21 protein-coding genes and 1 pseudogene are annotated in these 21968 nt (G+C 70.6%); 7 read left to right on the top strand and 15 right to left on the bottom strand.

What is annotated here, in order from left to right; genetic code table 11:
* Positions 1–69: 69 nt before the first annotated feature.
* Positions 70–1206, bottom strand: coding sequence for a HoxN/HupN/NixA family nickel/cobalt transporter (locus tag PV364_RS32175; RefSeq protein ID WP_319664055.1), 1137 nt, complete (start codon positions 1204–1206; stop codon positions 70–72).
* A gap of 182 nt (positions 1207–1388) precedes the next feature.
* Here PV364_RS32175 and PV364_RS32170 point away from each other — a divergent pair.
* Positions 1389–1752: pseudogene (locus PV364_RS32170) on the top strand (superoxide dismutase); the annotation flags it as partial.
* An 81-nt stretch (positions 1753–1833) separates the two neighbouring features.
* Here PV364_RS32170 and PV364_RS32165 read toward each other — a convergent pair.
* From PV364_RS32165 to PV364_RS32155, 3 genes are all read right to left on the bottom strand, one after another.
* A complete protein-coding gene (locus PV364_RS32165; RefSeq protein ID WP_319664053.1) occupies positions 1834–3168 on the bottom strand; it encodes a sulfite oxidase in 1335 nt (444 codons plus the stop codon).
* Positions 3169–3885: 717 nt separating this feature from the next.
* Positions 3886–5343, bottom strand: a complete 1458-nt coding sequence (locus PV364_RS32160) for a PepSY domain-containing protein (protein ID WP_319664052.1) — start codon at positions 5341–5343, stop codon at positions 3886–3888.
* 187 nt (positions 5344–5530) lie between these two features.
* Positions 5531–6070 (bottom strand): hypothetical protein, encoded by a 540-nt coding sequence (locus tag PV364_RS32155; protein ID WP_319664051.1) that lies wholly within the window; start codon positions 6068–6070, stop codon positions 5531–5533.
* A 700-nt stretch (positions 6071–6770) separates the two neighbouring features.
* On the opposite strand from PV364_RS32155, the gene PV364_RS32150 reads away from it, so the two are divergent.
* Entirely contained in the window at positions 6771–8168 is a 1398-nt protein-coding gene (locus PV364_RS32150) for a carboxylesterase/lipase family protein (RefSeq protein ID WP_319664049.1), read from the top strand.
* 245 nt (positions 8169–8413) lie between these two features.
* Positions 8414–8809 (top strand): DUF732 domain-containing protein, encoded by a 396-nt coding sequence (locus tag PV364_RS32145; protein WP_319664048.1) that lies wholly within the window; start codon positions 8414–8416, stop codon positions 8807–8809.
* Between the two features lie 140 nt (positions 8810–8949).
* On the opposite strand, the gene PV364_RS32140 is transcribed toward PV364_RS32145, so the two are convergent.
* From PV364_RS32140 to PV364_RS32130, 3 genes are all read right to left on the bottom strand, one after another.
* Entirely contained in the window at positions 8950–9969 is a 1020-nt protein-coding gene (locus tag PV364_RS32140) for a DUF4331 family protein (protein ID WP_319664047.1), read from the bottom strand.
* A gap of 504 nt (positions 9970–10473) precedes the next feature.
* Positions 10474–11241: an SDR family NAD(P)-dependent oxidoreductase gene (locus PV364_RS32135; protein WP_319664046.1), complete on the bottom strand. Its 768-nt coding sequence runs from the start codon at positions 11239–11241 to the stop codon at positions 10474–10476.
* 152 nt (positions 11242–11393) lie between these two features.
* On the bottom strand, positions 11394–12005 hold the full coding sequence (locus PV364_RS32130; RefSeq protein ID WP_319664045.1) for an ester cyclase: 612 nt from the start codon (positions 12003–12005) through the stop codon (positions 11394–11396).
* A 286-nt stretch (positions 12006–12291) separates the two neighbouring features.
* Here PV364_RS32130 and PV364_RS32125 point away from each other — a divergent pair, with 286 nt between their 5' ends.
* The gene (locus PV364_RS32125) at positions 12292–12972 is read left to right on the top strand and encodes a TetR/AcrR family transcriptional regulator (RefSeq protein ID WP_319664044.1); all 681 of its coding nucleotides are present in this window, start codon (positions 12292–12294) and stop codon (positions 12970–12972) included.
* A gap of 113 nt (positions 12973–13085) precedes the next feature.
* On the opposite strand, the gene PV364_RS32120 is transcribed toward PV364_RS32125, so the two are convergent.
* The 6 genes from PV364_RS32120 to rpmG all read right to left on the bottom strand — a co-directional run bounded on the left by PV364_RS32120 (position 13086) and on the right by rpmG (position 17242).
* Positions 13086–13454, bottom strand: a complete 369-nt coding sequence (locus PV364_RS32120; protein WP_319664042.1) for a DoxX family protein — start codon at positions 13452–13454, stop codon at positions 13086–13088.
* Between the two features lie 547 nt (positions 13455–14001).
* Positions 14002–15024, bottom strand: a complete 1023-nt coding sequence (locus tag PV364_RS32115; RefSeq protein WP_319664041.1) for an LLM class flavin-dependent oxidoreductase — start codon at positions 15022–15024, stop codon at positions 14002–14004.
* 366 nt (positions 15025–15390) lie between these two features.
* Positions 15391–15627 carry a 30S ribosomal protein S18 gene (gene rpsR / locus PV364_RS32110; protein WP_319664040.1) on the bottom strand — a complete coding sequence of 79 codons (237 nt, stop codon included), beginning with the start codon at positions 15625–15627 and terminating at the stop codon, positions 15391–15393.
* 20 nt (positions 15628–15647) lie between these two features.
* Positions 15648–16823, bottom strand: coding sequence for a GTP-binding protein (locus tag PV364_RS32105; protein WP_319664039.1), 1176 nt, complete (start codon positions 16821–16823; stop codon positions 15648–15650).
* Positions 16820–17071: a type B 50S ribosomal protein L31 gene (locus tag PV364_RS32100; RefSeq protein ID WP_319664037.1), complete on the bottom strand. Its 252-nt coding sequence runs from the start codon at positions 17069–17071 to the stop codon at positions 16820–16822. Before PV364_RS32100 ends, PV364_RS32105 begins: the two co-directional genes overlap by 4 nt.
* A gap of 6 nt (positions 17072–17077) precedes the next feature.
* Positions 17078–17242, bottom strand: a complete 165-nt coding sequence (rpmG, locus tag PV364_RS32095; RefSeq protein WP_319664035.1) for a 50S ribosomal protein L33 — start codon at positions 17240–17242, stop codon at positions 17078–17080.
* A 75-nt stretch (positions 17243–17317) separates the two neighbouring features.
* Between rpmG and rpmB the strand changes: the two genes are divergently transcribed.
* On the top strand, positions 17318–17554 hold the full coding sequence (gene rpmB / locus PV364_RS32090; RefSeq protein ID WP_319664034.1) for a 50S ribosomal protein L28: 237 nt from the start codon (positions 17318–17320) through the stop codon (positions 17552–17554).
* A complete protein-coding gene (gene rpsN / locus PV364_RS32085) occupies positions 17554–17859 on the top strand; it encodes a 30S ribosomal protein S14 (protein ID WP_319664033.1) in 306 nt (101 codons plus the stop codon). The genes rpmB and rpsN overlap by 1 nt, the downstream gene beginning before the upstream one ends.
* 653 nt (positions 17860–18512) lie before the next feature.
* Here the strand turns inward: rpsN and PV364_RS32080 are convergent.
* A complete protein-coding gene (locus PV364_RS32080; RefSeq protein WP_319664031.1) occupies positions 18513–19631 on the bottom strand; it encodes an NAD(P)/FAD-dependent oxidoreductase in 1119 nt (372 codons plus the stop codon).
* 53 nt (positions 19632–19684) lie between these two features.
* Between PV364_RS32080 and PV364_RS32075 the strand changes: the two genes are divergently transcribed.
* Positions 19685–20377 carry a TetR/AcrR family transcriptional regulator gene (locus PV364_RS32075; RefSeq protein ID WP_319664030.1) on the top strand — a complete coding sequence of 231 codons (693 nt, stop codon included), beginning with the start codon at positions 19685–19687 and terminating at the stop codon, positions 20375–20377.
* 32 nt (positions 20378–20409) lie between these two features.
* Here the strand turns inward: PV364_RS32075 and PV364_RS32070 are convergent, their stop codons facing one another.
* Positions 20410–21711 carry an amidohydrolase family protein gene (locus tag PV364_RS32070; protein ID WP_319664029.1) on the bottom strand — a complete coding sequence of 434 codons (1302 nt, stop codon included), beginning with the start codon at positions 21709–21711 and terminating at the stop codon, positions 20410–20412.
* Positions 21712–21968: the final 257 nt, after the last annotated feature.

Genomic DNA, 21968 nt, shown 5'->3' with positions numbered 1-21968 from the left:
TGAACGCCTCCGGACCGATCGGCGCGGTCCGGGGGCGTCGCGGAACGAGCGGGAGCCCTGGGAGGTGGGTCAGTCGGCGTGCGGCTCCGCGGGGCGCAGGCGTGCCGTCCACTTCTCCTCGATGCGGCCGAACTTCCAGACCAGCAGGGCCACGAGCCACGTGGCGAAGAAGAGCCCGACGATGACGAAGCCGATGATGTTCAGGTCGAGACCGGCGATCCAGTCCCAGAACACGCCGTGCAGGCCGGCCTTGTCGGCGATGAGCCCGAGCAGTTCGACGCTGCCGATGATGAGGGCGACGGCGACGGACAGGCCGGTGATGGTGAGGTTGTAGTAGACCTTCCGGACGGGCTTGGAGAAGGCCCATTCGTAGGCGAAGTTCATGAACGAGCCGTCGACGGTGTCCAGGAGCGACATGCCGGCCGCGAAGAGCACGGGCAGGCACAGGATCGCGTACCAGGGCAGCCCGGACGCGGCTCCGGAGCCGGCGAGGACCAGCAGGGCGATCTCGGTGGCGGTGTCGAAGCCCAGCCCGAAGAGCAGGCCGAGCGGGTACATCTGCCAGGGCCTGGTGATGGACTTCATCAGCCGCCCGAGGATCCGGTTCATGAAGCCGCGGTTGTTCAGCTGCTCCTCCAGCGCGGCCTCGTCGAAGTGGCCGGACCGCATCCGCCGGAAGACCTTCCAGATCCCGGCCAGGATCAGCAGGTTGATGAAGGCGATGACGTACAGGAACGTGCCGGAGACGGTCGTGCCGATCCAGCCGGTGACGTCGTGGAGCTGAGAGTCGTCGTTCTCCACGGGCCCCGCGAGCGCCTTCACGCCCAGTGACAGCAGGAAGGCCAGCCCGAAGACGATCGAGGAGTGCCCGAGGGAGAACCAGAAGCCGACCGACAGCGGCCGCTGCCCCTCGCCCATCAGCTTGCGCGTGGTGTTGTCGATCGCGGCGATGTGGTCGGCGTCGAAGGCGTGCCGCATGCCCAGCGTGTACGCGGTCACCCCGATGCCGACCCCGAAGCTCTTCGCGCCGAGGCTGTAGTGCTCCGGCGCGACGATCGCCACGAGCGTGAACCAGCCGATCACGTGCAGGCCGACGACGAAGGCCGCCATGCCGCCGACGCCTGCCCACTCCCGGGCGCTGAGCGCATGGCGGACGCGGTGGAGCAGGGACGGGGCTCCCGTTGCGACGGGCGGAGCGGTGGACATGAGCGCCTCGTGTCTCTGTACATGCCTGCTGACATGCCAACTTAGGCGCCACTGAGAACTATCTGCAATCTCTTTGCAGTTAACAACCAACGCTCATAAGGCAATGAAGTGGTCAAGGGGTCGCCGGCCCACCAGTCCCCGGGTCGCCCGGGAGGACGCCCTCACCCCCTCTGGGCTTTGTCGGCCTGGAGAAGGCCTTCGCCTTCCACCTCTCCGGCCACGTCCTGCTCGGTCTTCTGGCAGAACCCCTCCCCGTACGGCGGCGACCGCCCCGGCGAGGCGCTGGCCGAGGCCATCGACGAGCACCCCGGCGGCTCCGGTTGGGGTGTCCTGGCCTGGGAACCGCTGGGCAACCGGCTGATCGTCGAGCAGGTCTACGACCACCACGGCAACGTCGGCCGGGGCACCACCCGGCTGCTGGTCTTCGACACCTGGGAGCACGCCTGCCACCTGCAGTACAAGAACGTCCGCCCCGACTACGCCACCAAACTCTGGGACCTCGTCGACTGGAACGACGTCACCGCCCGCTTCGAGGCGGCGAAGGCCGCGGCCGGGGCCTCACGCCGCGGCGTGAGGCCCCGGCCGTCGCGGGTGGGGCCGATCACGGTCGGGTCTGTCCGAGCCGGGCTAGACGTGACCGGACCTTCCGGTCGGGTTCCCGGCGGCCGCGAGGTGTGCGGGCCGCCGGACCAGGACCGGGTGCCGCACCACGGCGTCGAAGAAATAGCCCTGCGTGTTGAACTCGGCCTCGTCCGGCTGGGTACGCCCTGCGGTGTCCGTGGCGCGTGCCAGCAGCGTGGTCGGGCCCTCCGCGCGCGGCAGCCAGGGCACGCTCCAGCGCACCCAGCCGTCCCGGCGTGGGGTGTCGCGCAACCGGGCGCGCCGCCAGCCGGCACCGCCGTCGGTACTGACCTCCACCTTGCGTATCGCCCCGGCTCCGGACCAGGACCGGCCGTGCAGGATGTGATGCACGCCTGCGGCGAAGACCGCTTCGCCGGGAAGTTCGAAGGCACTCTTGATCGTCTGCCGGGTGAGCGGTGCGCTGCCGCCTTCGGGGAATCCGGGACCGAACAGCCGGTAGAAGTCGGTGTTCCACGGTGAGTACAGCGGTTGCGCGGCGACCTCGATGTCGCCGACCCACTTGACCGAGGAGATTCCGACCCACGAGGGGACCAGCACCCGCACCGGGTGACCATGGTCGGCCGGCAAGGGGTCGCCGTTCATCTCGTAGGCCAGGATCACGTCGTCAAGGGCTTTGGCCACCGGAAGGGGCCGCCGGACGTGGCCCAGGCTGATGCCGCCGGTGACGTACTCGTCGTCCAGACCGCGCGGCATGACGTCCACCGCGTGCCGGAGGATCCCCGCCTGCCGCAACACGTCCGCCAGCCGCACGCCGCGCCAGCGCGCAACTCCGACGGCGCCGAGGGTCCATGCGGTGCCGGTGACGCTCTGGCCCTGCTGCGAGGTGTAGAAGCTCCGCCCGTTTCCCGCGCATTCGACGAAGGCGGTGTGCGTCACGCGAGGCAGCGCGCGCAGGTCGTCGAGTCCGAACTCGACCGCCTGATCGATGCCGGGACCTCCGCGCAGTCCGCTGCCCCAGACCTTCAGCCGCCAGGGACCGGCGTCGATGACGGGGGTGGAGGTGTGGTTGCGGACGAAGAAGCGCTCGGCCGGGGTGAGGTATCCGGTGGCGCGCAGTGCTCCCCATTTGGTCTCGGCGTTGGTGCCGCGGACGGTGAACCACTCGTCGGGCAGGGGCTTGACGATGCCCGCGGCGGTCGCTGCGGCGGCCCTCGCCGGTCTGGGGAGGGCGAGTGCCGCGGTGCCCGCGGCGAGCAGGGAGAGCACCTGGCGGCGGGACATCCCGTCGCCACGAGCCCGTCCGGCAAGCCATTGGCGCAGCCGTAAGCGGTCGTAGGAGGGCTCATCCACGGGAGCGGAGGTGTGCTGTGCACGGGTCATGGCAGTCCTGCTTCCTGGGCGGGAACGGCTGAGGACGTGCAAGGCGCGCATGAAAGCGGCGGGGGAGCCGAAAGGTCAGTGAACCGGGGCGAGGGGGCCGGGGCCCGGGGTGTTCAGCGACAACAGCGGCGCGGCGCGGGAACACGCGGCATGCCGGCCCGTACAGCCGCTACGGCTGCGCTGTTGAGGTTCACGCGCTCATCGTAGGGCTCGCCCTACGCGGCGTCAGCTCCACCCGGGACTTTCCCGATGCGGTGGGGGCTTCGGGAGGCGGAACGCCGTAGACGGATAGGGGCAAAAGCGCTCATTCGCGCCGCGCAGCCGGTGTCCGGCGACGGCCGACCTGGATTCCGGAGAGGGCTGATGTGCGGTGGTGCCGGACGCGAAGCGTGGTGGCCGCGGGGAGGGGGACGTGGGCCTTCGCGGTTGTCCTGCGCCGCCTGCCCACGGTCCGGACAGCGGTCGTCCCCCTTTGAGGAGGCGGTTGGAGCGGGCCGGGGCCGACGGCGGGCACGGGGACCGGGGGCACACGATCTCGTTTTCCCAGGTGCTGATACCGGGGGCGATGATCTTTGAAGGGGGCTGTAATGACGTGGTCTGCGGGACTGCTCGGATGTGTGTGCCGTCTGACCGTTCCACTGAAGGTGTCGGCCTCCGGTCCGGCGCAGTGGGCGTGCCGGACCGGAGGCAGTTCCTGTCCCGTGCTCTGTCGTGACGTCAGTCGGTGGGGCGCCGCAGGTAGAGCCCGAACGCTACGTCGTAGAAGAGGAACGCGAGCAGTGTGATGCCCAGCAGGGGCAGGGCCCAGCCGAGCGCGGCGACGGCGGGGACGCCGATGATCAGTACGGGCACGGGGAGCTGCCGCCACGCCCCTCGTACGGGAGCCCTGCCGAATGCCGCCATGCGGTCGCCGCGAGTGGGGCGGCGCTGCCACCACATGCGGTAGCCCCACACGATGACGGAGATCAGGCCGACCGCGATCAGCGCCAGCAGGATCTGGTTGACGATGCCGAAGAGCAGCCCCATGTGGCCCTGGACGCCGAGTTTGCTGACCTTGGCCAGCACCGGGTAGTCGGCCCACCGGCTCTCCGAGGTGACCTCGCCCTTGGCGGCGTCGACGGCGACCTGGTCGTAGTGGACCGGCCAGAGGTCGTCGTCCTGGGCCGCGGTCCAGGCGCTCGTCGTGTCGGCGGGCGGCGTCAGCTCCACCCGGCCGCCCAACCCGGCCTCGCGGGCGACCGTGAGGACCGCGTCGAAGTCGGCTGGGTCCGCCGACGCCGTGCCGTGGCCGGTGCCGTGTCCAGCGTGTTCCGCGTGCTCGCCCGCCGCCGCCTCGGCTCCACCGGGCAGGGCGGTGACCAGTTCGGGCGCGTGCCCCTTGGCCGCGTCCAGGAGTTCTCCGAACCGGGCACCGGCGTAGTGGGACCAGGTCAGGCCGGTGGCGCTGAGAGCGAGCAGGCCGACGGCGAGCCACACGCCGGCGGCCGCGTGCCGACTGCGGGTGCGCCGCACCCCCCGGGCGGAGCGGTCCGGCAGGAGTACGCCGCGCGCCGACCTGGCGCGCTGTCCGCGGGCGCGTCCCAGCCACAGGACGAGCCCTCCGGCGACGATCACCCACAGCCAGCTCGCTGCGAGCTCCGAGTACAGGCGGCCGGTCTCACCCAGGTGCAGATTGCGGTGCAGGTCGTCCAGCCATGTGGTCAGCGGTGTCGAGCCGTACCACGTGGTCAGCGCGCCCTTGACCTCGGCGGTGTAGGGGTCGACGAACACCGTGCGCTGGTTCTCGCCCAGTTCCGGCAGTGACAGGACCACCCGCGTGGTGTCCTCCGGGCCCGGCGGAGTGATGACCGAGGACAGTGTGCCCTCCGGGTGGGCCTTCCGGGCCGCGGCGATCTGCTCCGCGAGCGGGCGCGGTTCGTTTCCGGCCTTCGCCACGCTGAGCTGGTCGCCGTAGACGAGCTGGTCGAGCTGGGGTGCGAGGGTGTAGGCCAGCCCCGTCAGGGCGGCCACGAGAAGGAAGGGCGCGACGAACACCCCGGCGTAGAAGTGGAGTCGCACGAGCAGCGCCCGCACGCCCTTCCACGAACGAGCCTGCTGTTCGGGACCGCTTCCCGGGGCGGTTGACGCCGCTGCGGGGGCGTCGTCTCTCGGCGTTCGTTCTTGTGTTGATGACATGGGTGCATCCCCAATCGGCACCTGGCGCGCTGGGCGCGGGCACTCGCGAAGTCGACGATTCGGTCCGCCTGGACGGCGGTACGGCGTGGCACGGCGGCCGCCACCTGAGCGCGGCAGGGCGCGGGGCGGGCGGTACGCGTGGGCACGCCGGACTGCGCCCGTCATCGCCGATGAGCGAGACGGGCGGTCAGGAGCGGATCGCCGTCCACGGTGGGCCGCGCCGGGTGACGCCGTACCGCAGGGCTGCTTGCCGGCGGAGGCGCGAAGGGGCGTGAGGGGACACCGGCGTCGCCGGGGCCGGTGAGAGGGCGACGACATGGGCGCGTGAGGCCCTGCGCAGGGGAGCGAAGACGAACCCGGCCAAGGCGCGGCCGAGTTGGAAGGCCGCAGCCTCGCCGCGCCACAGCCACAGGCCGCACAGCACCGCGGCCAGGACGTGAACCGCGAGCATGCCGGGGGACCAGCCGCTCATGGAGAGCGCGCTCATGGGCATCGCGCCCGAGGTGCCCGGACCTGGATGCCCGACAGGCACAGCCGCCGTACCCGACGGCGCGGTGACGAAGGCCTGGGCGAGATTGAACCAGCCGTGCAGGGCGAACTGGGTCACCACGGTCGACGCCGTGACCGCCAGGGCACCGCGCTCACGGCGACCGGCGAGCCACCACGCCCCGGCGGTCGTCACGGCGAACGCGTACCCCACCGCCCAGCCCGGAACCGCCCACGACATCAGGGCATGTCCCAGGCCTGACACCGCTGCACACACGGCCGCGAACACCGCGGCATGTGCGAGGCGGAAGACGGGCCCGGGCGTCATGGGCAGCCATGATGCCAGTCCTCACCCGAACGGGGGATGGGGCGCACGGAAGCACCCCGGCGTACCTGTGGCTGTGCTCGAAGGCCCTCTCAAATGGTGAGTCCGCGGTAGCGCGTCGCCGGCACCACGCGCTGGAACAGTGCCCACAGCTCCTCCGGTCACCAGCCGTTCAACAACCTCTGCCACGGCCAACAGCCGCCTCGCCGAATGGGATGACGTCTGATCAATCTGCGTCCCGAATGCAGGCGCGCTTCTGGTTCTGGATCACCGTGGGACGCGCTTTTCATCCAAAAATCATGGCCCGGGAAAGCCTCACGGAATGCGCTGGGAAGCGTCGGCCTGGGTTGCGCCCCATCGGCGTGAATGTCGCTCGGATACCGTTCCCGGCGGGCGGTGGCTGATCCGTCGGGGCGACAGCCAGCACGTACGGCCTGCTCTGCCGAGTGCGAGCGCAGGCCCTTGTCCTCTCGATCCACCAAGATTCGCGCCCGTGTGGGCTCCGCGGCTCGGAATGCTACGCAACTTTCATTGAATGAAAGCTTTTTGCCGCCCCCCGGTACGGAGGTAGCATCCGGGCGTGCCTATTCCATTGAGAGCGGAGCCTGGCTGCAGTATGGAAAACATCATCGTGCAAACGATCCAGGGCGCCGTGCGAGGCGTGACGGACAAGGGTGTCAGCGCGTTCCGGGGCATTCCGTACGCCGCGCCTCTCGACGGCCCCCGGCGTTTCCAGCCGCCGCAGCCGCCGCAGCCGTGGGACGGCGTCCTCGACGGCACCGCTTTCAGTGCCTCGCCCCCGCAGGCCCAGATGCCTCCTTTGCCGGCGTTGTGGCACCCGGGTGACGATGCCGACTGCCTGACCGTGAATGTCTGGACGCCCGATCCCGGGGCAGCCGGTCTCCCGGTGATGGTCTGGCTTTACGGGGGAGCGTTCATCTTCGGTTCCGCGAGCCAGCCCGAGTTCGATGGCTCGAACCTCGCCCGCTCGGGCGTCGTGCTGGTGACCTTGAACTACCGCACCGGCTTCGAGGGCCTGGGCTGGCTGCCGGACGCGCCGCAGAACCGGGCACTGCTCGACCAACTCGCGGCCCTGCGCTGGGTGCAGGAGAACATAGCGCGTTTCGGCGGGGCCCCGGGCAATGTGACGATCTTCGGGCAGTCGGCGGGAGGCAGCGCCGTGGCGGCGCTGACGGCCGCCGAGGCCGGCCGCGGGCTGTTCGGACGAGCCGTCGGACAGAGCGTCACAGCGGCCTTTCTGCCTGAAGACCAGGCGCGCGGCACGGCAGAGCGGATCGCGGCGGCGCTCGGTGTTCCGCTCACTTCCGAGGCCTTCGCAGGCGTGGCGTCCGAGGCGATCCACGCCGTGCAGTCCAGGGAGGGCGAGGTCACTCCCTACGGGCTCGTGGTGGACGGGGATCTGGTGCGTGACCAGCCCTGGCGCGGCCTGCGTGCGGAGGTCGACCTCATGACCGGGTTCGCCCGCGACGAGTACCGGTTCTTCGCCATGGCGATGGGCGAGAACCTCTCTGCCATTGATCTCGCTCGTGTCGCGGCGGCGCACGGCGTTCCTCTCGATGCCTACCGAGCCGCTTACCCTGGCGCCTCCGATGCCGATCTGTACATCCTCATCCAGTCCGACGCGTTCTTCCGCATGCCGTCGACGTGGTGCGCCGAGGAGCACTCCGGCCGCAGCTGGTCGTATGAGGTGGCATGGCCGACCCCGGTGTTCGGCGGGGCGCTCGGCGCCTGCCACCTGCTCGACGTACCGCTGACATTCGGCAACTTCCACGGTCCGATGGCGGCCATGCTCTTCGGCGACTCGATCCCGCCGGAGGCTGTCGGCCTGGCCGAGGAGTTCCGCCGGTCGTTGACGGCCTTCGCCGCCACCGGCGACCCTGGCTGGCCGCAGTACCGGAAGGGTGAGGCGCTCACGCGGATCTGGGACGTGCCCGCCTCGGTGGCAGCCGACCCCGTGTCGGCCTCCCGACGGATCTGGGCGGACAAGGTGTAAAGCCCCCGGGAGCCTGCGGGCCTCGCCAGGGTGAGGGTTCACTCGCAAGGCAGTTGCCCGCAGCAAAAAGCGACACACGAAAGACTTCGTCCGCAGCATTCGCCCGCTTGAGGTCCTGGCGGATCTTCAGAGGATCCGGATGGAGTCCGAGCTTGTGCCGCCTCGCGTTTCGGTCCGGATCCTGCGCAACTCCGCCATCACCGTGGATGATTGTCCCTGACAAAAGCTGCCAACGGGGGGACATCATGCGTCGCTCCACCGTCACTGCCCTGACCGCCGCCCTCCTCGCCGGAGCCGCCGTCGGCTGTACTGACAGCGGCGAGGGGCGGAACGTCAGCAAGAAGGAGAGGTTTCTCGACGCCGCGCACTCGGCTCACTTCGAGAGCTGGGCAGAGAAGGGCCCCCCTGACGATGAGCTGGCCCCGTTCCCGCAGAAGTGGTGCGACGCGCTCGCCGCCGGCCAGAGCACCGAGTACATCCTCAACCCGAGAGTTCTGTACCCCAATGGACCGCAGTGGGGCACCAAGGTGGAGGACGCCAGGAAGTTGCTGGTACTCGGAGTCGGGGTGTACTGCCCGAACATGAGTGATCGGGTGGCGGAAGAGCTGGGGCCCGACAACACGGCGTCGCCGGTCGGTTGATGTCGGCGTGCGGCGTCGGCCCTGTTGTGGCGTACGCGCCCGGCACGCATTCCGCCGTCCCATCCCCGCGCCGGACCTGCCCGCGGTGCTCTGCCGGGCGCAGTGGCCCGGAGCTTCCGGGAGTGCCGCCGGAACGGGCTTCAGGAGGCGGCTGCCGGATGCGGATCGCCGAGGTACGGGAACCGGTCCAGGGTGTCGGTGTGCGGGGTCAGACCGGTCGGGGGCGCCTCGTTCTTGGTGAGGAACGCGACGCGGATGTCGATGACGTCTTCGGTGAATGTCCGGCCATTGGGGTACGCGGCCGGCTTGGAGGGGTCGAAGCTCAGCACGTCCGGAAGGAGGCCGTGCTCGTCGATCGCGGTGATCGCCTCTTCGCGCGTGTAGCCGCCGGTGTGGCCCAGCAGGTGCACGAACTGGTCCGTCCACCTCGCCCGGTCGTTCACCGGCTCGCTGGCGTTGTACTCCTCCTTTGTGTCGTCGGTGTTGAAGAAGCTGCTCACCGACGGGTGCCCGGCCCGGTCCGCGTGGACGAGTTCGCCGTCGCGCAGAACGCTGCACCGGCCCCAGATGTGGAGCTCGGGCTGGGGGGCCAGCTCCGCGGTCGGCAGTTCGACGGCCATGGAGAAGACATTGGCCGTGGTGTTGGAATCGACGCCGGTCCACGGCGACTTCCCGCTCAGATGCGGTGCGGTGAAATTCCGTTTGCCGCTGGTGTCGAACAGGTTCTTGATGCCGTCGAAGTCGAAGAAGAAGGCATCGCTTCGGCTGCCGGCGGCCACCTTGTAGTCGCCGCTGCTGACGACGTTGGCCTGCGGGCCGAAGGACACAGCCGCGTCCGAGACGATCTTGGTGCCGACCGCCTCGGGTGCGCGGGACGCCGTGCCGGTTGCCATGAAGACGCTGTAGGTCTGCGAGCCGTCGGCTCCCGGCGGGCTGAAGACCCAGCTGAAGGCGATGTCGGTCAGGTAGTCGCCGTCGTTGTCGATGTTGAGTCGGTACACGGCGTCGGGGTGGAGGGCATCGGCGTTGGGATTGGCGTTGAGGATGAGAACGGTCCTGCTCGGATCGCCGGGGGCTGCGAAGGCGTAGAGGTCGCAGAGGTCGAGGCGCTGGTCGCCGAGCGGCGGTCCGAGACTGAGGCCGGTGAAGTGGTTCGACATGTCGGGCGACTCCTCTGCTTGCTCACGGAGGGACCGCAGGAGCGACACGGCCGTTTCGCGGATCGTGCTCTGCCAGGGCGGTGTGAGGTCACGCTAGCCCGCGGAACCGGCCCGACCCCCTCCAGGGAATGTGCCATGGTCAAAGAACGCCCGGATGGGCCACCGTCAGAGGAAGGCCCCCGGGCGGCATGTCGCCAGGAGCCGCCGCGCGGGCGGTTCCCCCTGACGCGATGTCGGGGGCCGCTGAAGGGTGTCCCGTTCATCCCCAAGGGTGATGTTGTCTGCTGTGCGCCGCCGGCGGGTGGCACCCGTCGACAGTCGCATCGGAACCCTAGGGGAGGGACACCGGAGACTGTGCCGCCACCGCGGGTGCCGTGCGGAACGCCGTCCCGGGCCTTGGTCATGACCAGCCTGGCGACCCTGTCAAGGGCTCATGGCGCGGGAAGGGAGTGGCCCGGTCCCACCCCGGGGAGACAGGGCGGGACCGGGCCACCGCGCGCCGTGTCACCAGGCGCTGGCGCCGCCGTCGACGGCGTAGTTGGCGCCGGTGATGTACGAGGCGCGGTCGGACGCGAGGAAGGCGGCGAGTTCCACGATCTCCTCGGGCTGGGCGAAGCGCTTCAGCAGCGTCTTGCTGGTGATGGCGTCCCGCATCGCCTGGTTGTCGCCGAGGTCGCGGTCGCTGGCAGGGGTCAGGACGGGGCCGGGGCTGATCGCCACGGCGCGGATCCCGTGGGCGGCGCCTTCGAGAGCCATCTGCCGCGTCATGCCGATGACTCCGGCGTTCGCCGCGGTGTGCCCGACCATCGGAGGGTTGTGGCCGGCGATCATGCCGGCCATGGACGCGACGTTGACGATGACGCCGCCACCGCGGCTCACCAGGTGGGGCCAGGCGAACTTCGAGACGTAGAACGGGATGTCGAGCTCGCCGGTGATGGTCGCCCGCCAGTCCTCCACGGGGAAGTCGGGCATGGCGCCGAAGCGCAGGGAGGCCGCGTTGTTGTACACGACGTCGAGTCCGCCGTAGGCGGCCGCGGCGTCCTCGACCAGGTGCCGCACCTGGTCCGGATCCGTGAGGTCGATCGGAGCGATGCCCGTCATCTCACCGCCCGCTCGGCGGACGAGGCCGACGGTCTCCTCGTTGGCGTCGGCCCGGATGTCGCATCCGACGACCTTCGCTCCTTCTCTGGCGAACACCTGCGCCGCGACGCGACCCATGCCTACGCCGGTGCCGGTGATCAGCACGACCTTGCCGTCAAGAAGGGTTGCCATGGAACGTTCTCCTGCCGAATCGATGGTGCGAAGGGCCTTGCGCCTCGTGCCTCGTGCTCGTGCCCGCTCCCCGGGCGCACCGTTGTGCACGGCACGCCCGGGGTGGGTTGGTCATCCGGCCCCGGCGGAGCCGAGTGAGGGTTGGCGCAGGCCTACTTGGTGCTGGGGTGAACCGTGCCGGGGGGCGTCTCGCCGCGGAGCTCGTCCAGGAACACGCCGAAGTTCCCCTCCGACCAGTGCTCGACGGACTGGCCGTGTATCACGCGGTCGATGGAGATGCCGCTGAGCTGGACGTCGCGGCCGGAAGCCGGGATGCCGAAGACCGTTCCGGTGTGGCGTCCCGCGAAGCTCCAGCGGGTGACGACCTTGTCGCCCTCGACGATCTGGTCCAGGACGGTCATCTTGAAGCCGGTCAGCCCCGCCTTGATGTTGAGGTCGCCGTTGATCCAGTCCTCGCGGTTCTCCGGGCCGTTGAACCCGTGGAGCACCAGGTCCTTGGAGATGTAGCGGTCGAAGCCGGCGGCCAGGTCGCCGTTGTAACTGGCGTAGTACGCCGAGGTGACCTGCAGCGGCGACAGGTAGTGGTGGCGGGAGTGGCCGGCGGGGACGGTGTGCGACCCCTGGCTCTGAGCCGCGGCGGGGACGGCCACGGCGGTCAGGGCGGCGGCGACGCCGACCGCGGTGCCGATCACCTTCCTGCGTCGTCCGGACTGGGAGGAGGCGGCAGGCGGGGACACGGCCTCACGGGTCTTACTGAAGAACACGGGGCACTCCTGGAAGACGTAGTCGTCGGCGCCTCATGGCGCCGATGTGCTTGACACGTCAATCATGTGTCACAGCTTGACGCTCGTCAAGCGCGTCACCCCTTCCTCGTCGGCCCCGGGGTTCGCCCCACCCTCGGGCTGTACACGGCGTGAAAGGCTTGGGTCTCGAAACGCCTCGTGCCCAGGTCCGGCAGCGCAGCGATACCTGGGGAAACGGGACATTCGGCGCTCGACAGGGAGCGCGATCAAGATCAGGCCGCGGGGCACCGAACGGAGAGATGTCGTAGTGACGGACGGAACACCAGCACGGGACGTGAAGGAGGCGGCGCGCGGGAAGTACGCCCCGGTCCGCATGGACGAGAGCGAGATCCTCCGGCGGGGCCTGGCCGCTTTCGCCGAACTCGGATACGCCGCGACCACCATGCGGGAGCTGGCCCGGCGGCTCGAGGTCAGTCACAACTTCATCAACGAACGCTACGGTTCGAAGTGGAACTTCTGGTGCGCCGTGGTGGATTTCGGGCTACGGGACACCCAGTCCGCGCTGGACCGGTTGCTCGCGGAGAGCCGCGACGACGGCGAACGCCTGAGGAATGTCGTCGTCGCGCTCTACCGCGTGGCCGCGAACGCCTCGGGCATGAACCGGCTGCTCAGCGACGAGTCCACCCGCGACTCCGACCGCCTGGACTACCTCCACCAGCGATTCATCAAGCCCTTCTGGGACAGCATCGAACCGACGGTCGACAGGCTCATGGCGGCCGGCCGCATTCCGCGTACGCCGGCGCACATCCTGTACTTCGCCGTCACCGCTCCCGCATTGGCCCTGGCGCAGGACCCGATCGCCGAGCGGCTGAACCCCGCCGCCGCGTTGGTGACGGAACGCGACAGGAACGACATGGCCGACGCGCTCTCCGGTCTCGTCCTCCGGGGCCTGCTCCCGCCTTCGCCCGGCGAGACCGTGGACGCCTAGCTAGATGCGCCGGATGGCTCCGCCGCGACGAGGAGTCGTGACGGAGCCATTGGACCGGAGTGTGGTGGGGGTTTCGCCGGTAGTGGGGGCGGTTCCGGCGAAGCGGCGCGCCCCTACAGTGACACGGCCAGCGTGACGGCGGTGGCCGCGGCCACGAGCAGCAGCACGATGGGCGTGATGGCGGCATTGCGCGTCGCGCTGTCGCCGTACTCGCCCCTCTTGGCGTGGAAGTTGATCGCGCCGATGAGCACCACCACCATGCCGGCCGCGGCCGCGATGCCCAGCGGCTGCCACCAGATGCCGACGATCAGTCCGACTGCCGCGGCCGCCTCCGCGACGCCGACGAATCGGACCAGACCGGAGCTGAGCCCTTTCTCGATGAGGCCGTCCGGCACGGCGCCCTTGAGTTGCATCTTGGGTGCGCCGGCGGCGAGGAAGACGAGGGCGAGCAGAACGCTGAGGATGACGGCGGCTATGTACACGAGGGGTCCCAGTCATAGGAAGAAGGTGATGGGGCGGCGCGACGACGTTCGCGGCAGGGCGGTTTCCGGCTTGTGCCGCTTTCGTCCGAGCCGCACGCGGGGTGCAAGCAATGACGGAGGTGCTTGACGAGTGTCAAGCATATCATTGACGTGACAAGTATCGCCCGATGGTCGTGCGCTTCTGTCCCGACTGACCGAGGCTGATGGGCGCCACCTTCCGAGGAGCCGGCGCGGTCATCGTTGGCTCCACCACCGTCCGGACAGGGGCCCGCCGCGCGGGCGGCGCCGACCGCCGCATACGCGGACGCCCGGGGTGTTGGCAGCCGGGGCACGGCGGTGAGCGACGGTTCTGGATGACCTCGGCAACGGCTCACAGACGGGCCCGGCAGCGACGTTCGCCGGCGGCCGACCAGGCCGCGCGCCGCAGAGCGGACTCCGATGCCAGGGATCGCGGCGCCGGTGAGGCAGCTTCGCGAGCGCCGGCCGCCGGCTGTGCCGCCCGGACGGGCGGCCCGGCGATCCGGGCCGCCCGTCCGTTGACCGGGGTTCAGCGCCAGCCGAGTTCGGGTGCCACGTGGGTGAGGATGCTCTCCAGCACATGCGCGTTGTAGTCGACGCCGAGCTGGTTCGGAATGGTCAGCAGCAGGGTGTCCGCGGCCTGGATCGCCTCGTCGTCCCGCAGCAGCTTCACCAGTTCCTCCGGTTCCGCGGCGTAGGAGCGCCCGAAGACGGCCCGGGTCGTGTCGTCGATCATGCCGACCTGGTCCCGGGAGCCGCGGTCGCGACCGAAGTAGGCCCGGTCGAGGTCGTTGGTCAGGGCGAAGATACTGCGGCTGACCGACACCCGAGGCTCACGGGTGTGGCCCGCCTTCTTGTACGCGTCGCGGTAGGCCTCGATCTGCTTGCGCTGCTGGACGTGCAGCGGTTCGCCCGTCTCGTCGTTCTTCAGCGTCGAGCTCTGCAGGTTCATCCCCAGCTCGGCGGCCCAGACGGCGGTCGCGTTGGACGCGGAGCCCCACCAGATCCTGTCGCGCAGCCCCTCGGAGTGCGGTTCGATCCGCAGCAGGCCCGGGGGATTGGGGAACATCGGCCGCGGGTTGGGCGTGGCGAAACCCTCGCCGCCGAGGACCGTGAGGAACGCCTCGGTGTGGCGGCGGGCCATGTCGGCGTCCGACTCGCCCGGCGCGGGGTTGTAGCCGAACAGGCGCCACCCCTCGATCACCTGCTCCGGTGAGCCGCGGCTGATCCCCAGTTGCAGCCGACCGGACGAAATGAGGTCGGCGGCGCCCGCGTCCTCGGCCATGTACAGCGGGTTCTCGTAGCGCATGTCGATCACGCCGGTGCCGATCTCGATCTTCGAGGTCCGCGCGCCGATCGCCGCCAGCAGCGGGAACGGGCTGGCCGCCTGCCGGGCGAAGTGGTGCACCCGGAAGTACGCACCGTCCACGCCGAGCTCCTCGGCGGCGACCGCGAGGTCGATCGACTGGTGCAGGACATCCGCGGCCGACCGGGCCTGGGAATGCTCGCTGGCCGACCAGTGACCGAAGGAGAGGAATCCGATCTTCTTCACCCAGTGGCCAGCGTCCGGAGGCCGCGTTTGATTCCCCTCCGCTCCGGGTGGCGCCGCCGGCGCCAGGACGAGGCACTGAGCCTTGGCCGCGGCAATCACGCAGGGCGGTGTCGCCCGCGGCGTTGCCGCCCCGGGACCCGGGCGCCGTCGCGGCAGGCGGCGTGGCCGCGGCACGGCGTGGCGGATGCCGACCGGGCGCCCAAGCGGGCCGTGGGAAATCTCGACCTGCGGTCGGGACGACGGTTCATCGTCCGAAGGGCGCGCAGCGGCGCCGATCGCGGCCGCCGCACCCACGGACCGCTCAGGTGGGCCGTGGGCGCGGCGGACCCGGTTCCTGGGGAGGGTCGGCGTATCAAGCGGCCGGCGTCAGCGTGCTCGGTAGGGCAGCAGTGCCATCTCGCGGGCGTTCTTGACGGCGCGGGCCAGGGCACGCTGCTGCTGGGCCGTGACGCGGGTGACGCGGCGGCTGCGGATCTTGCCGCGGTCGGAGATGAACTTCCGCAGCAGAGTGGTGTCCTTGTAGTCGATGTAGGTGATTCCCGCGGTGTCCAGCGGGTTGGGGCGGTTCGCGGGCTTCTTGTGAGGGTCGCGGCGGGACGGCATGGGCAGGGCTCCTGTGCGGTTCAGGCGGTAGGGGCGAAGAGATCGTCGAAGGCATGCGGGAGGCGTCGCCAGGCGTCGGGTCCCGCCGTGTACTCGGCGTCGGTGAGGAGGCAGGACTCCAGGAGTTCCAGCAGCCCGTCCCGGTCCAGGCCGGGGGCGGTGAATGTGATGTGCTGGGCCCGGTCGCCGTGTTCGGGGTGCCAGTCCAGGGCGGCGGCCACCCGGCGGGTGGCCGGCACCATGTCCCAGGCGGCGTCCGGCAGGGCGGCGAGCCAGGGCCCGGCCTCCTCCACGCACAGCGCACCGCCCGCCGCCTCCCACGACAGCAGGGTGTCGGGGCGGTCGGCCAGCCAGAAGCGTCCCCGGCTGCGGGCGGCCGCGCAGGTCAGGTCCTCCAGCGCGGCGTACAGCCGGGCCGGATGGAAGGGCCGGGTGCGATGCCAGACCAGTGTGGCGACGCCGTGTTCGTCGGCTTCCTGGGGCAGCAGCGCGCACGCCGGGTGCTGACGTTCGGCGGCCGCGCGTACGTCGAATCCGGAAGTGGCGAAGGACAGCAGCAGACCGGAGCCGTACGCCACCTTGTGCGCGGTGGGGTGAAGTTGTGCGAGCAGCGCCAGGTCCACGGGGTCGGCGTCCTCGTCGCCAGGGGCGAGGGCGAGCACGGGAGCGTATTCCAGCTGGCGGGCGAAGGTGTCCGCGATCGTCCGCCGGTCGGTCGGTGCCGCGGCCAGTTGCTGCTCGGACAGGTCGTCGCCGCAACTGAGGTAGGGCAGCACCAGCTGGGGGTCGATCGCGGTGACGACTCCCCGCAGGTCGAGGACTTCCGCCGAGTGACGTTCCCCGAGCTGCGTTCCCGCGATGACCTCGGCCATCGCCTGCGGTTCGACGGAATCCCAGAGTTCGACGACCGCCATCCGGTACTCACCGCCATCGGCGAGGCGGAGCAGTCGCGGGACGAGATCCTCGCGCAGGGCACAGCACGCGCAGTCGTTCACCAGCGGTGTCTCGTGGGTCTCCACCGTGCCGGCCCGGTCGCGGGTGCTCGCCAGGACCGTGCCGCCCTCGGCGGAACTCAGGTCGTGGTGCAGTGCCACCACGCCCGGGGAGTCGAGCAGTTCGTCCACCACCGCCTTGCGGGCCTGCTCGTGCAGCCCGGCGACCAGCACGACGGGCAGCCGAGGCCGGCGGGGGTTCACGGTTGTCCCTTTCCGTAGCGTCGTTCGAACCGCTGCACGCGGCCCGCGGTGTCCAGGACGCGAGCGGTACCGGTGTAGAAGGGGTGACTCGCGGAGGAGACCTCCACATCGATCACCGGGTAGGTGCGGCCGTCCTCCCATTCGACGGTCCGGTCACCGGTGGCTGTCGAGCGGGTCAGGAAGGCGAATCCGGCAGCGCGATCACGGAAGACGACGTGCCGGTACACGGGGTGGATGCCGGGCTTCACGGGAGGTCAGCGCTCCTCTCGGAACTCGACGTGGCGACCCGCGACGGGGTCGTACTTGCGCAGGACGAGCCGGTCGGGGTCGTTCCTGCGGTTCTTGCGGGTGACGTAGGTGTAGCCGGTCCCGGCGGTCGAACGGAGCTTGACCACCGGCCGCAGTTCGTTGCGTGCCATGCCGCAGACTATACAGAAATGGTTTTCGTTTTCGATAAGGTGGTTCCCGTTCCACCCCCTCGACCCTGGAGAGTCATGTCCGCCCACTGCCAACTCACCGGCCGCAAACCCGGTTTCGGCAACGCCATCTCCCACTCCCACCGCCGCACCCGCCGCCGCTTCGATCCGAACATCCAGCGCAAGCGGTACTGGCTGCCCAGCGAGGGCCGTCACGTCCGCCTCACCCTCAGCGCGAAGGGCGTCAAGACCGTCGACGTCATCGGTATCGAAGCCGCCGTCGCCCGTATCCGTGCGCGCGGGGAGACGGTCTGATGGCCAAGAGCAGCAAGATCGCCAAGAATGACCAGCGGCGTGCCGTCGTCGCCCGCTACGCCGCCCGCCGCGCCGAACTGAAGGAGATCATCCGCAACCCCCGTACCTCACCCGACGATCGGGCCGCGGCCCAGCGCGAGCTTCGCCGCCAGCCCCGCGACGCCAGCCCCACGCGCCTTCGCAACCGCGACTCCACCGACGGCCGGCCTCGCGGCTACCTGCGCACCTTCGGTCTTTCCCGCGTCAGCGTCCGGGCCCAGGCCCACGCCGGCTTCCTGCCCGGAGTGCGCAAGTCCAGCTGGTGACCCACCACCCGCTCGGCATGGGCTCCTCCCGGCCGCGCCCCGTGCGTGGCGCGGCCGAGAGGAGCCACGACGGTGTCCGCGCCGGCGCTCACCGAACTCGCGGTGCCCGAGGGCGGAGCGCCGCCGTGGCGCGAAGGGCCCTGGAAGCGGCGAAAGCCTCGTGGTGCTCAGGGGGCCCATGACGCACGTGGCTGCGCATCTGACCGGCCGGCTCACCGAGTTGTACGACAGGCCCGCGTGCTTCGGTGTCCGCCCCGGTCCGTGGCGATGCGGATCGTGGATGCGTCGATGGAGCCGACAGGGCATCCCTCGCCGGACGAGGCGCGACTCTCTTCCTGCGTCAGCATCCGCATGCGGCCTTCCCGCCCTCCCCGCCCTCCCCGTCCTCCGCGCTCACCCTGCTGTTGGTCGCTCAGGCCGAGCACGGGGCAGCGGCCGCCCGTGGGACCGACGGACTTGCGGTCGGCTGTGGATCCGGCTCCCGATCGGGCTGCCCGGCCGGCGACCGCGCCCAGAACTCCCGCGTCGTGCAGTGGCGGTTGCCCGTGGGGCGGCGGGATCGGAGTGGTTGTCCGGGGGTCGCCTCACCAGGCGTCGTCCTCCGGTTCGAACCGGAGGGCGTGCGCACCGGACCGGGTGTCGGCGCTCGGTGGTCAGGACGGCTGTACCTGGTCGAAGAGGGCGAGCGCTTCGGCGGGGTCCGGGCTGACCAGGCGTTCCAGGCCGGCTGTCGTCATCTTCGCCCACCTGGCGGCCCGCTCCCACATCCGTTCCTCGAAGGCGCTGACGGCCTCGTCGAGATCCACTGGACCGGTGGCGATGGACTCGGCGAGTTCGGCGCCTTCGAGCATCGCGAGGTTCGCGCCCGCGCCCAGTGGGGGCATCAGATGGGCGGCGTCGCCCAGGAGCGTCACCCCGGAGACGTGGGTCCAGGTGTGGGACACGGGCAGGACGTAGAGGGGGCGGTGGACGAAAGCGGTGCCCTGACGCAGGAGGTCGAGGACGGGGGCGGCCCAGCCGTCGAACAGGGCCAGCAGACCCGATCGCACGGCCTCGACGTCCGTCAGGTCCAGGTCCGTGTGCCAGTCCAGCGGCGCGCGGAACTGGGCGTACACCTTGACGTGGCCACCGCTGTTGCGCTGCGCGACGAGGGCCCGGTTCACGCCGTACACAGCCATGGAACCGTCGCCGATCAACCTGGCGAGATCGGTGTGGCGGGTGTCGACGTCGTCCAGGAAGGTCTCGACCGCGGTGACGCCGGTGTAGTGCGGCGTCACCGGCGAGACGGCCCGGCGGATCCGGGACCAGGCGCCGTCCGCGCCGACCACGAGGTCGAACGTCTCCTGCCGCCCGTCCGCGAAGTGGACCACGGCGCCGTCCCTGCTCCCCGGGACCACGCGTGTCACGTCCTGGCCCCACCGGACGTGGAGGGGGCCGAGCAGCAGGTCACGGAGGTGCCCCCGGTCGATCTCCGGATTGGCCCGGTCGTCCGGACGGGGCCGCCAGTCGCGCAGGACGGTCCCGGCCGTGTCCAGGATCCGCATGGCCTGACCCTCGGGACGGGACAGCGCCTCGAACTCCGCCAGCAGTCCCGCCTTGTGCAGGGCGAGTTGGCCCAGTCCCTTGTGCAGGTCCAGCGTGCCGCCCGGGGGGCGGGCGTCGGGGGCGGGATCGCGTTCCAGAACGGTGACGGGGTAATCGTGGCGATGCAGGACACGGGCGAAGGTGAGGCCGGCCGGGCCGCTCCCGACCACGGCGATGCGATGTCTCATGTCGATACACTGTATTGGCTCGCTGCGATGTATCGCAACGGTACGGTGTGAGCATGACTGTGTGGGACCGGCCGGAGCCGCCGACTCGCCCCGTGCCCCTCGACCGCGAGCGGATCGTCGCCGCCGCCATCGCGCTGGCCGACGAAGGCGGGCTGGAAGCGGTGTCGTTGCGCAAGGTCGCGGCCCGGCTGAACGCCGGCCCGATGCGGCTCTACGGATACATCTCCACCAAGGAGGAGATCTTCGACCTCATGGTGGACGAGGTCCAGGCCGAGATCCTCCCCGAGGAGCGGCCCGAGGACTGGCGGGACGCGCTGCACACGCTCGCCCACCGCACCAGGCGGGCCGCTCTCCGCCACGAATGGCTGGCCGACCTGCTCGGCGGCCGCCCGACCCTGGGCCCGAACGGCCTCGCCGTGGCCGAGGCCACGCTGGCCGCCCTCGACGGCCTCGCCGACATCGACACCGTCATGCGCGCCGTGGAGACCGTCAGCGCCTACTCCACCGGCGCGATCAGGCGCGAGATCGCGAACCTGCGGGCCGAGCGCGCCACGGGTCTGTCCAAGCGCGACTGGCAGCGCGCCTCCGGCCCGCACGTGACGAGAATGCTGGCCACGGGTCGCTTCCCGGCGCTGACCAAGGCCGTGCACGACGGCACGGACGTGGACGCCGAGACGTCCTTCGCGACGGGTCTGGAGTGGGTCCTCGACGCCGTGGCCGCCAGACTCACCCGGCCGCCGACGTGAGGCTCAGGTCTCGCCGGAGGTGGCTTTACCTTTCAGCCGGCCTTGGGCGGGCCGAAGCCGTACCGGCGTGCGCGGACGGCCGCCACGACCTTCGCGACCCGGGCGTCGAAGGCGTCGAGTTCCGCCGTCTCGGCCGCGTTGGCGACGAACGGCCGTCGGTCGCACAGGACGCCTGCCCGCCAGATCCGTTCGAGGCCTCGGCTCGCGGTGATGTCGGTCAGCGGGTCGCCGGACACGAGCACGAGGTCCGCGCGCCGACCGGGTGCGACGTGCCCGCGGTCGGCGAGGGCGAACACGCGCGCCGGAGCGGCGGTCGCGGAGCTCAGCGCCTGCGCGGGCGTCATGCCGCATCGGTGGAGCAGTTCGAGTTCACGGTGCAGACTCGCCCCGAACACGGTCCCCGGGTTCGGGGCGTCGGTGCCGGCCAGGATCGTGACGCCGGCGGCGACCAGGCGGCCGACGTTCTCCTCGGCGCGCGAGTAGGGCGGCATTTTCCGCCCCTCCTGGCCTGACGCGCCAGAGGCCAGCCGCCGTACCTGCGCGTCCCCGAGTCTCGCGGCGAGGCGCGGGTCCGCGACCACGGCGGCCGCGCCCGGCTCACCCAGGACGTTCTCGAGAGTGGCCAGCGTCGGGCCGACCGCGATTCCGGCCTCGGCGATCCGCTCGGCCAGGACTCTGTCCAGTTCACCGTCCACGGGCACGTGCGCGATGACGTCGACGCCCGCGGACAGGACCTCGTCCACCCCGGCCACGGAGTTGATGTGCCCGACCACCACGAGTCCGCGCCTGTGCGCCGCCTCGGTCAACGCGGTGATCGTTTCCAGGTCCAAACCCGGCGTCGCCCACCGACCCCTCGCACCTGAGGGGCCGAAGATCTTCAGATAGTCCGAGCCCTCGGCGACGCGGTCCGCGACGAACTGCTCGGCCTGCTCCGGTCCGTTCACGGTCGGGAACGGGTCGTACATCATCGAGGGATGCCCGCCCGGCGCGGTGGCACCGATCCCCGCGGAACGCACGTCGGCCACGTCCGCCCGCCCGCCGGCCTGCCGCTTGGCCGCGGCCATCACGTCGGCCTGGCTGAACATGTCCAGTGCGGTGGTCACACCGAACACGAGCCCCTGCGCCAGCGCGCCGGGCACGAGGTGGATGTGCGAGTCGATCAGCCCGGGGAGCAGGGTGCCGCCCTCGGCGTCGATCACCTCGTCGCCGTCCCGGGTGGTGGGAACGGTGGCGCCGTCGGTGATGATGCCGTCGGCGAACCGGACGGACGTCCAGTCCCGCAGCCGGGTGCCGTCAAAGACCCTCGCGTTGACGATCGCCGTCGCTCTGCTCACGGGGCTCCTCCCGGACGGACGCGCTTCATGGCCAAGGCCGGACGCTAGGGCGTCTGGCAACGCAGAGGCAACCCGCGTCCTCAGCCTTCCAAGCCGGTGACACGGAGCCATACCGTCCCCCTCATCCAAGAGCGGCACGCCCCCCGGCATAGGATCCGCTAGTGCGTTGGCCACGAACGTTGCTGGGGTGCTGAGGACCCCCTGGTCGGTGCTCGCGGTGCTGGATTGGTGGCGCCATCCTCGATGTCGACGTGGTC

The organism is Streptomyces sp. MI02-7b (genome assembly GCF_033793585.1).
Taxonomy (GTDB): domain Bacteria; phylum Actinomycetota; class Actinomycetes; order Streptomycetales; family Streptomycetaceae; genus Actinacidiphila.
Note: the sequence above shows the minus strand (reverse complement) of the source record. Positions and strands in the feature narration are given on the sequence as shown.

Bases quoted from the DNA above. Each gene is read 5' to 3' on its own strand.
- PV364_RS32175 (WP_319664055.1), bottom strand. From the start codon at position 1,206: ATGTCCACCGCTCCGCCCGTCGCAACGGGAGCCCCGTCCCTGCTCCAC.
- PV364_RS32165 (WP_319664053.1), bottom strand. From the start codon at position 3,168: ATGACCCGTGCACAGCACACCTCCGCTCCCGTGGATGAGCCCTCCTAC.
- PV364_RS32160 (WP_319664052.1), bottom strand. From the start codon at position 5,343: ATGTCATCAACACAAGAACGAACGCCGAGAGACGACGCCCCCGCAGCG.
- PV364_RS32155 (WP_319664051.1), bottom strand. From the start codon at position 6,070: ATGTCGTGGGCGGTTCCGGGCTGGGCGGTGGGGTACGCGTTCGCCGTG.
- PV364_RS32150 (WP_319664049.1), top strand. From the start codon at position 6,771: ATGGAAAACATCATCGTGCAAACGATCCAGGGCGCCGTGCGAGGCGTG.
- PV364_RS32145 (WP_319664048.1), top strand. From the start codon at position 8,414: ATGCGTCGCTCCACCGTCACTGCCCTGACCGCCGCCCTCCTCGCCGGA.
- PV364_RS32140 (WP_319664047.1), bottom strand. From the start codon at position 9,969: ATGTCGAACCACTTCACCGGCCTCAGTCTCGGACCGCCGCTCGGCGAC.
- PV364_RS32135 (WP_319664046.1), bottom strand. From the start codon at position 11,241: ATGGCAACCCTTCTTGACGGCAAGGTCGTGCTGATCACCGGCACCGGC.
- rpsR (WP_319664040.1), bottom strand. From the start codon at position 15,627: ATGCCGTCCCGCCGCGACCCTCACAAGAAGCCCGCGAACCGCCCCAAC.
- rpmG (WP_319664035.1), bottom strand. From the start codon at position 17,242: ATGGCACGCAACGAACTGCGGCCGGTGGTCAAGCTCCGTTCGACCGCC.
- rpmB (WP_319664034.1), top strand. From the start codon at position 17,318: ATGTCCGCCCACTGCCAACTCACCGGCCGCAAACCCGGTTTCGGCAAC.
- rpsN (WP_319664033.1), top strand. From the start codon at position 17,554: ATGGCCAAGAGCAGCAAGATCGCCAAGAATGACCAGCGGCGTGCCGTC.
- PV364_RS32080 (WP_319664031.1), bottom strand. From the start codon at position 19,631: ATGAGACATCGCATCGCCGTGGTCGGGAGCGGCCCGGCCGGCCTCACC.
- PV364_RS32075 (WP_319664030.1), top strand. From the start codon at position 19,685: ATGACTGTGTGGGACCGGCCGGAGCCGCCGACTCGCCCCGTGCCCCTC.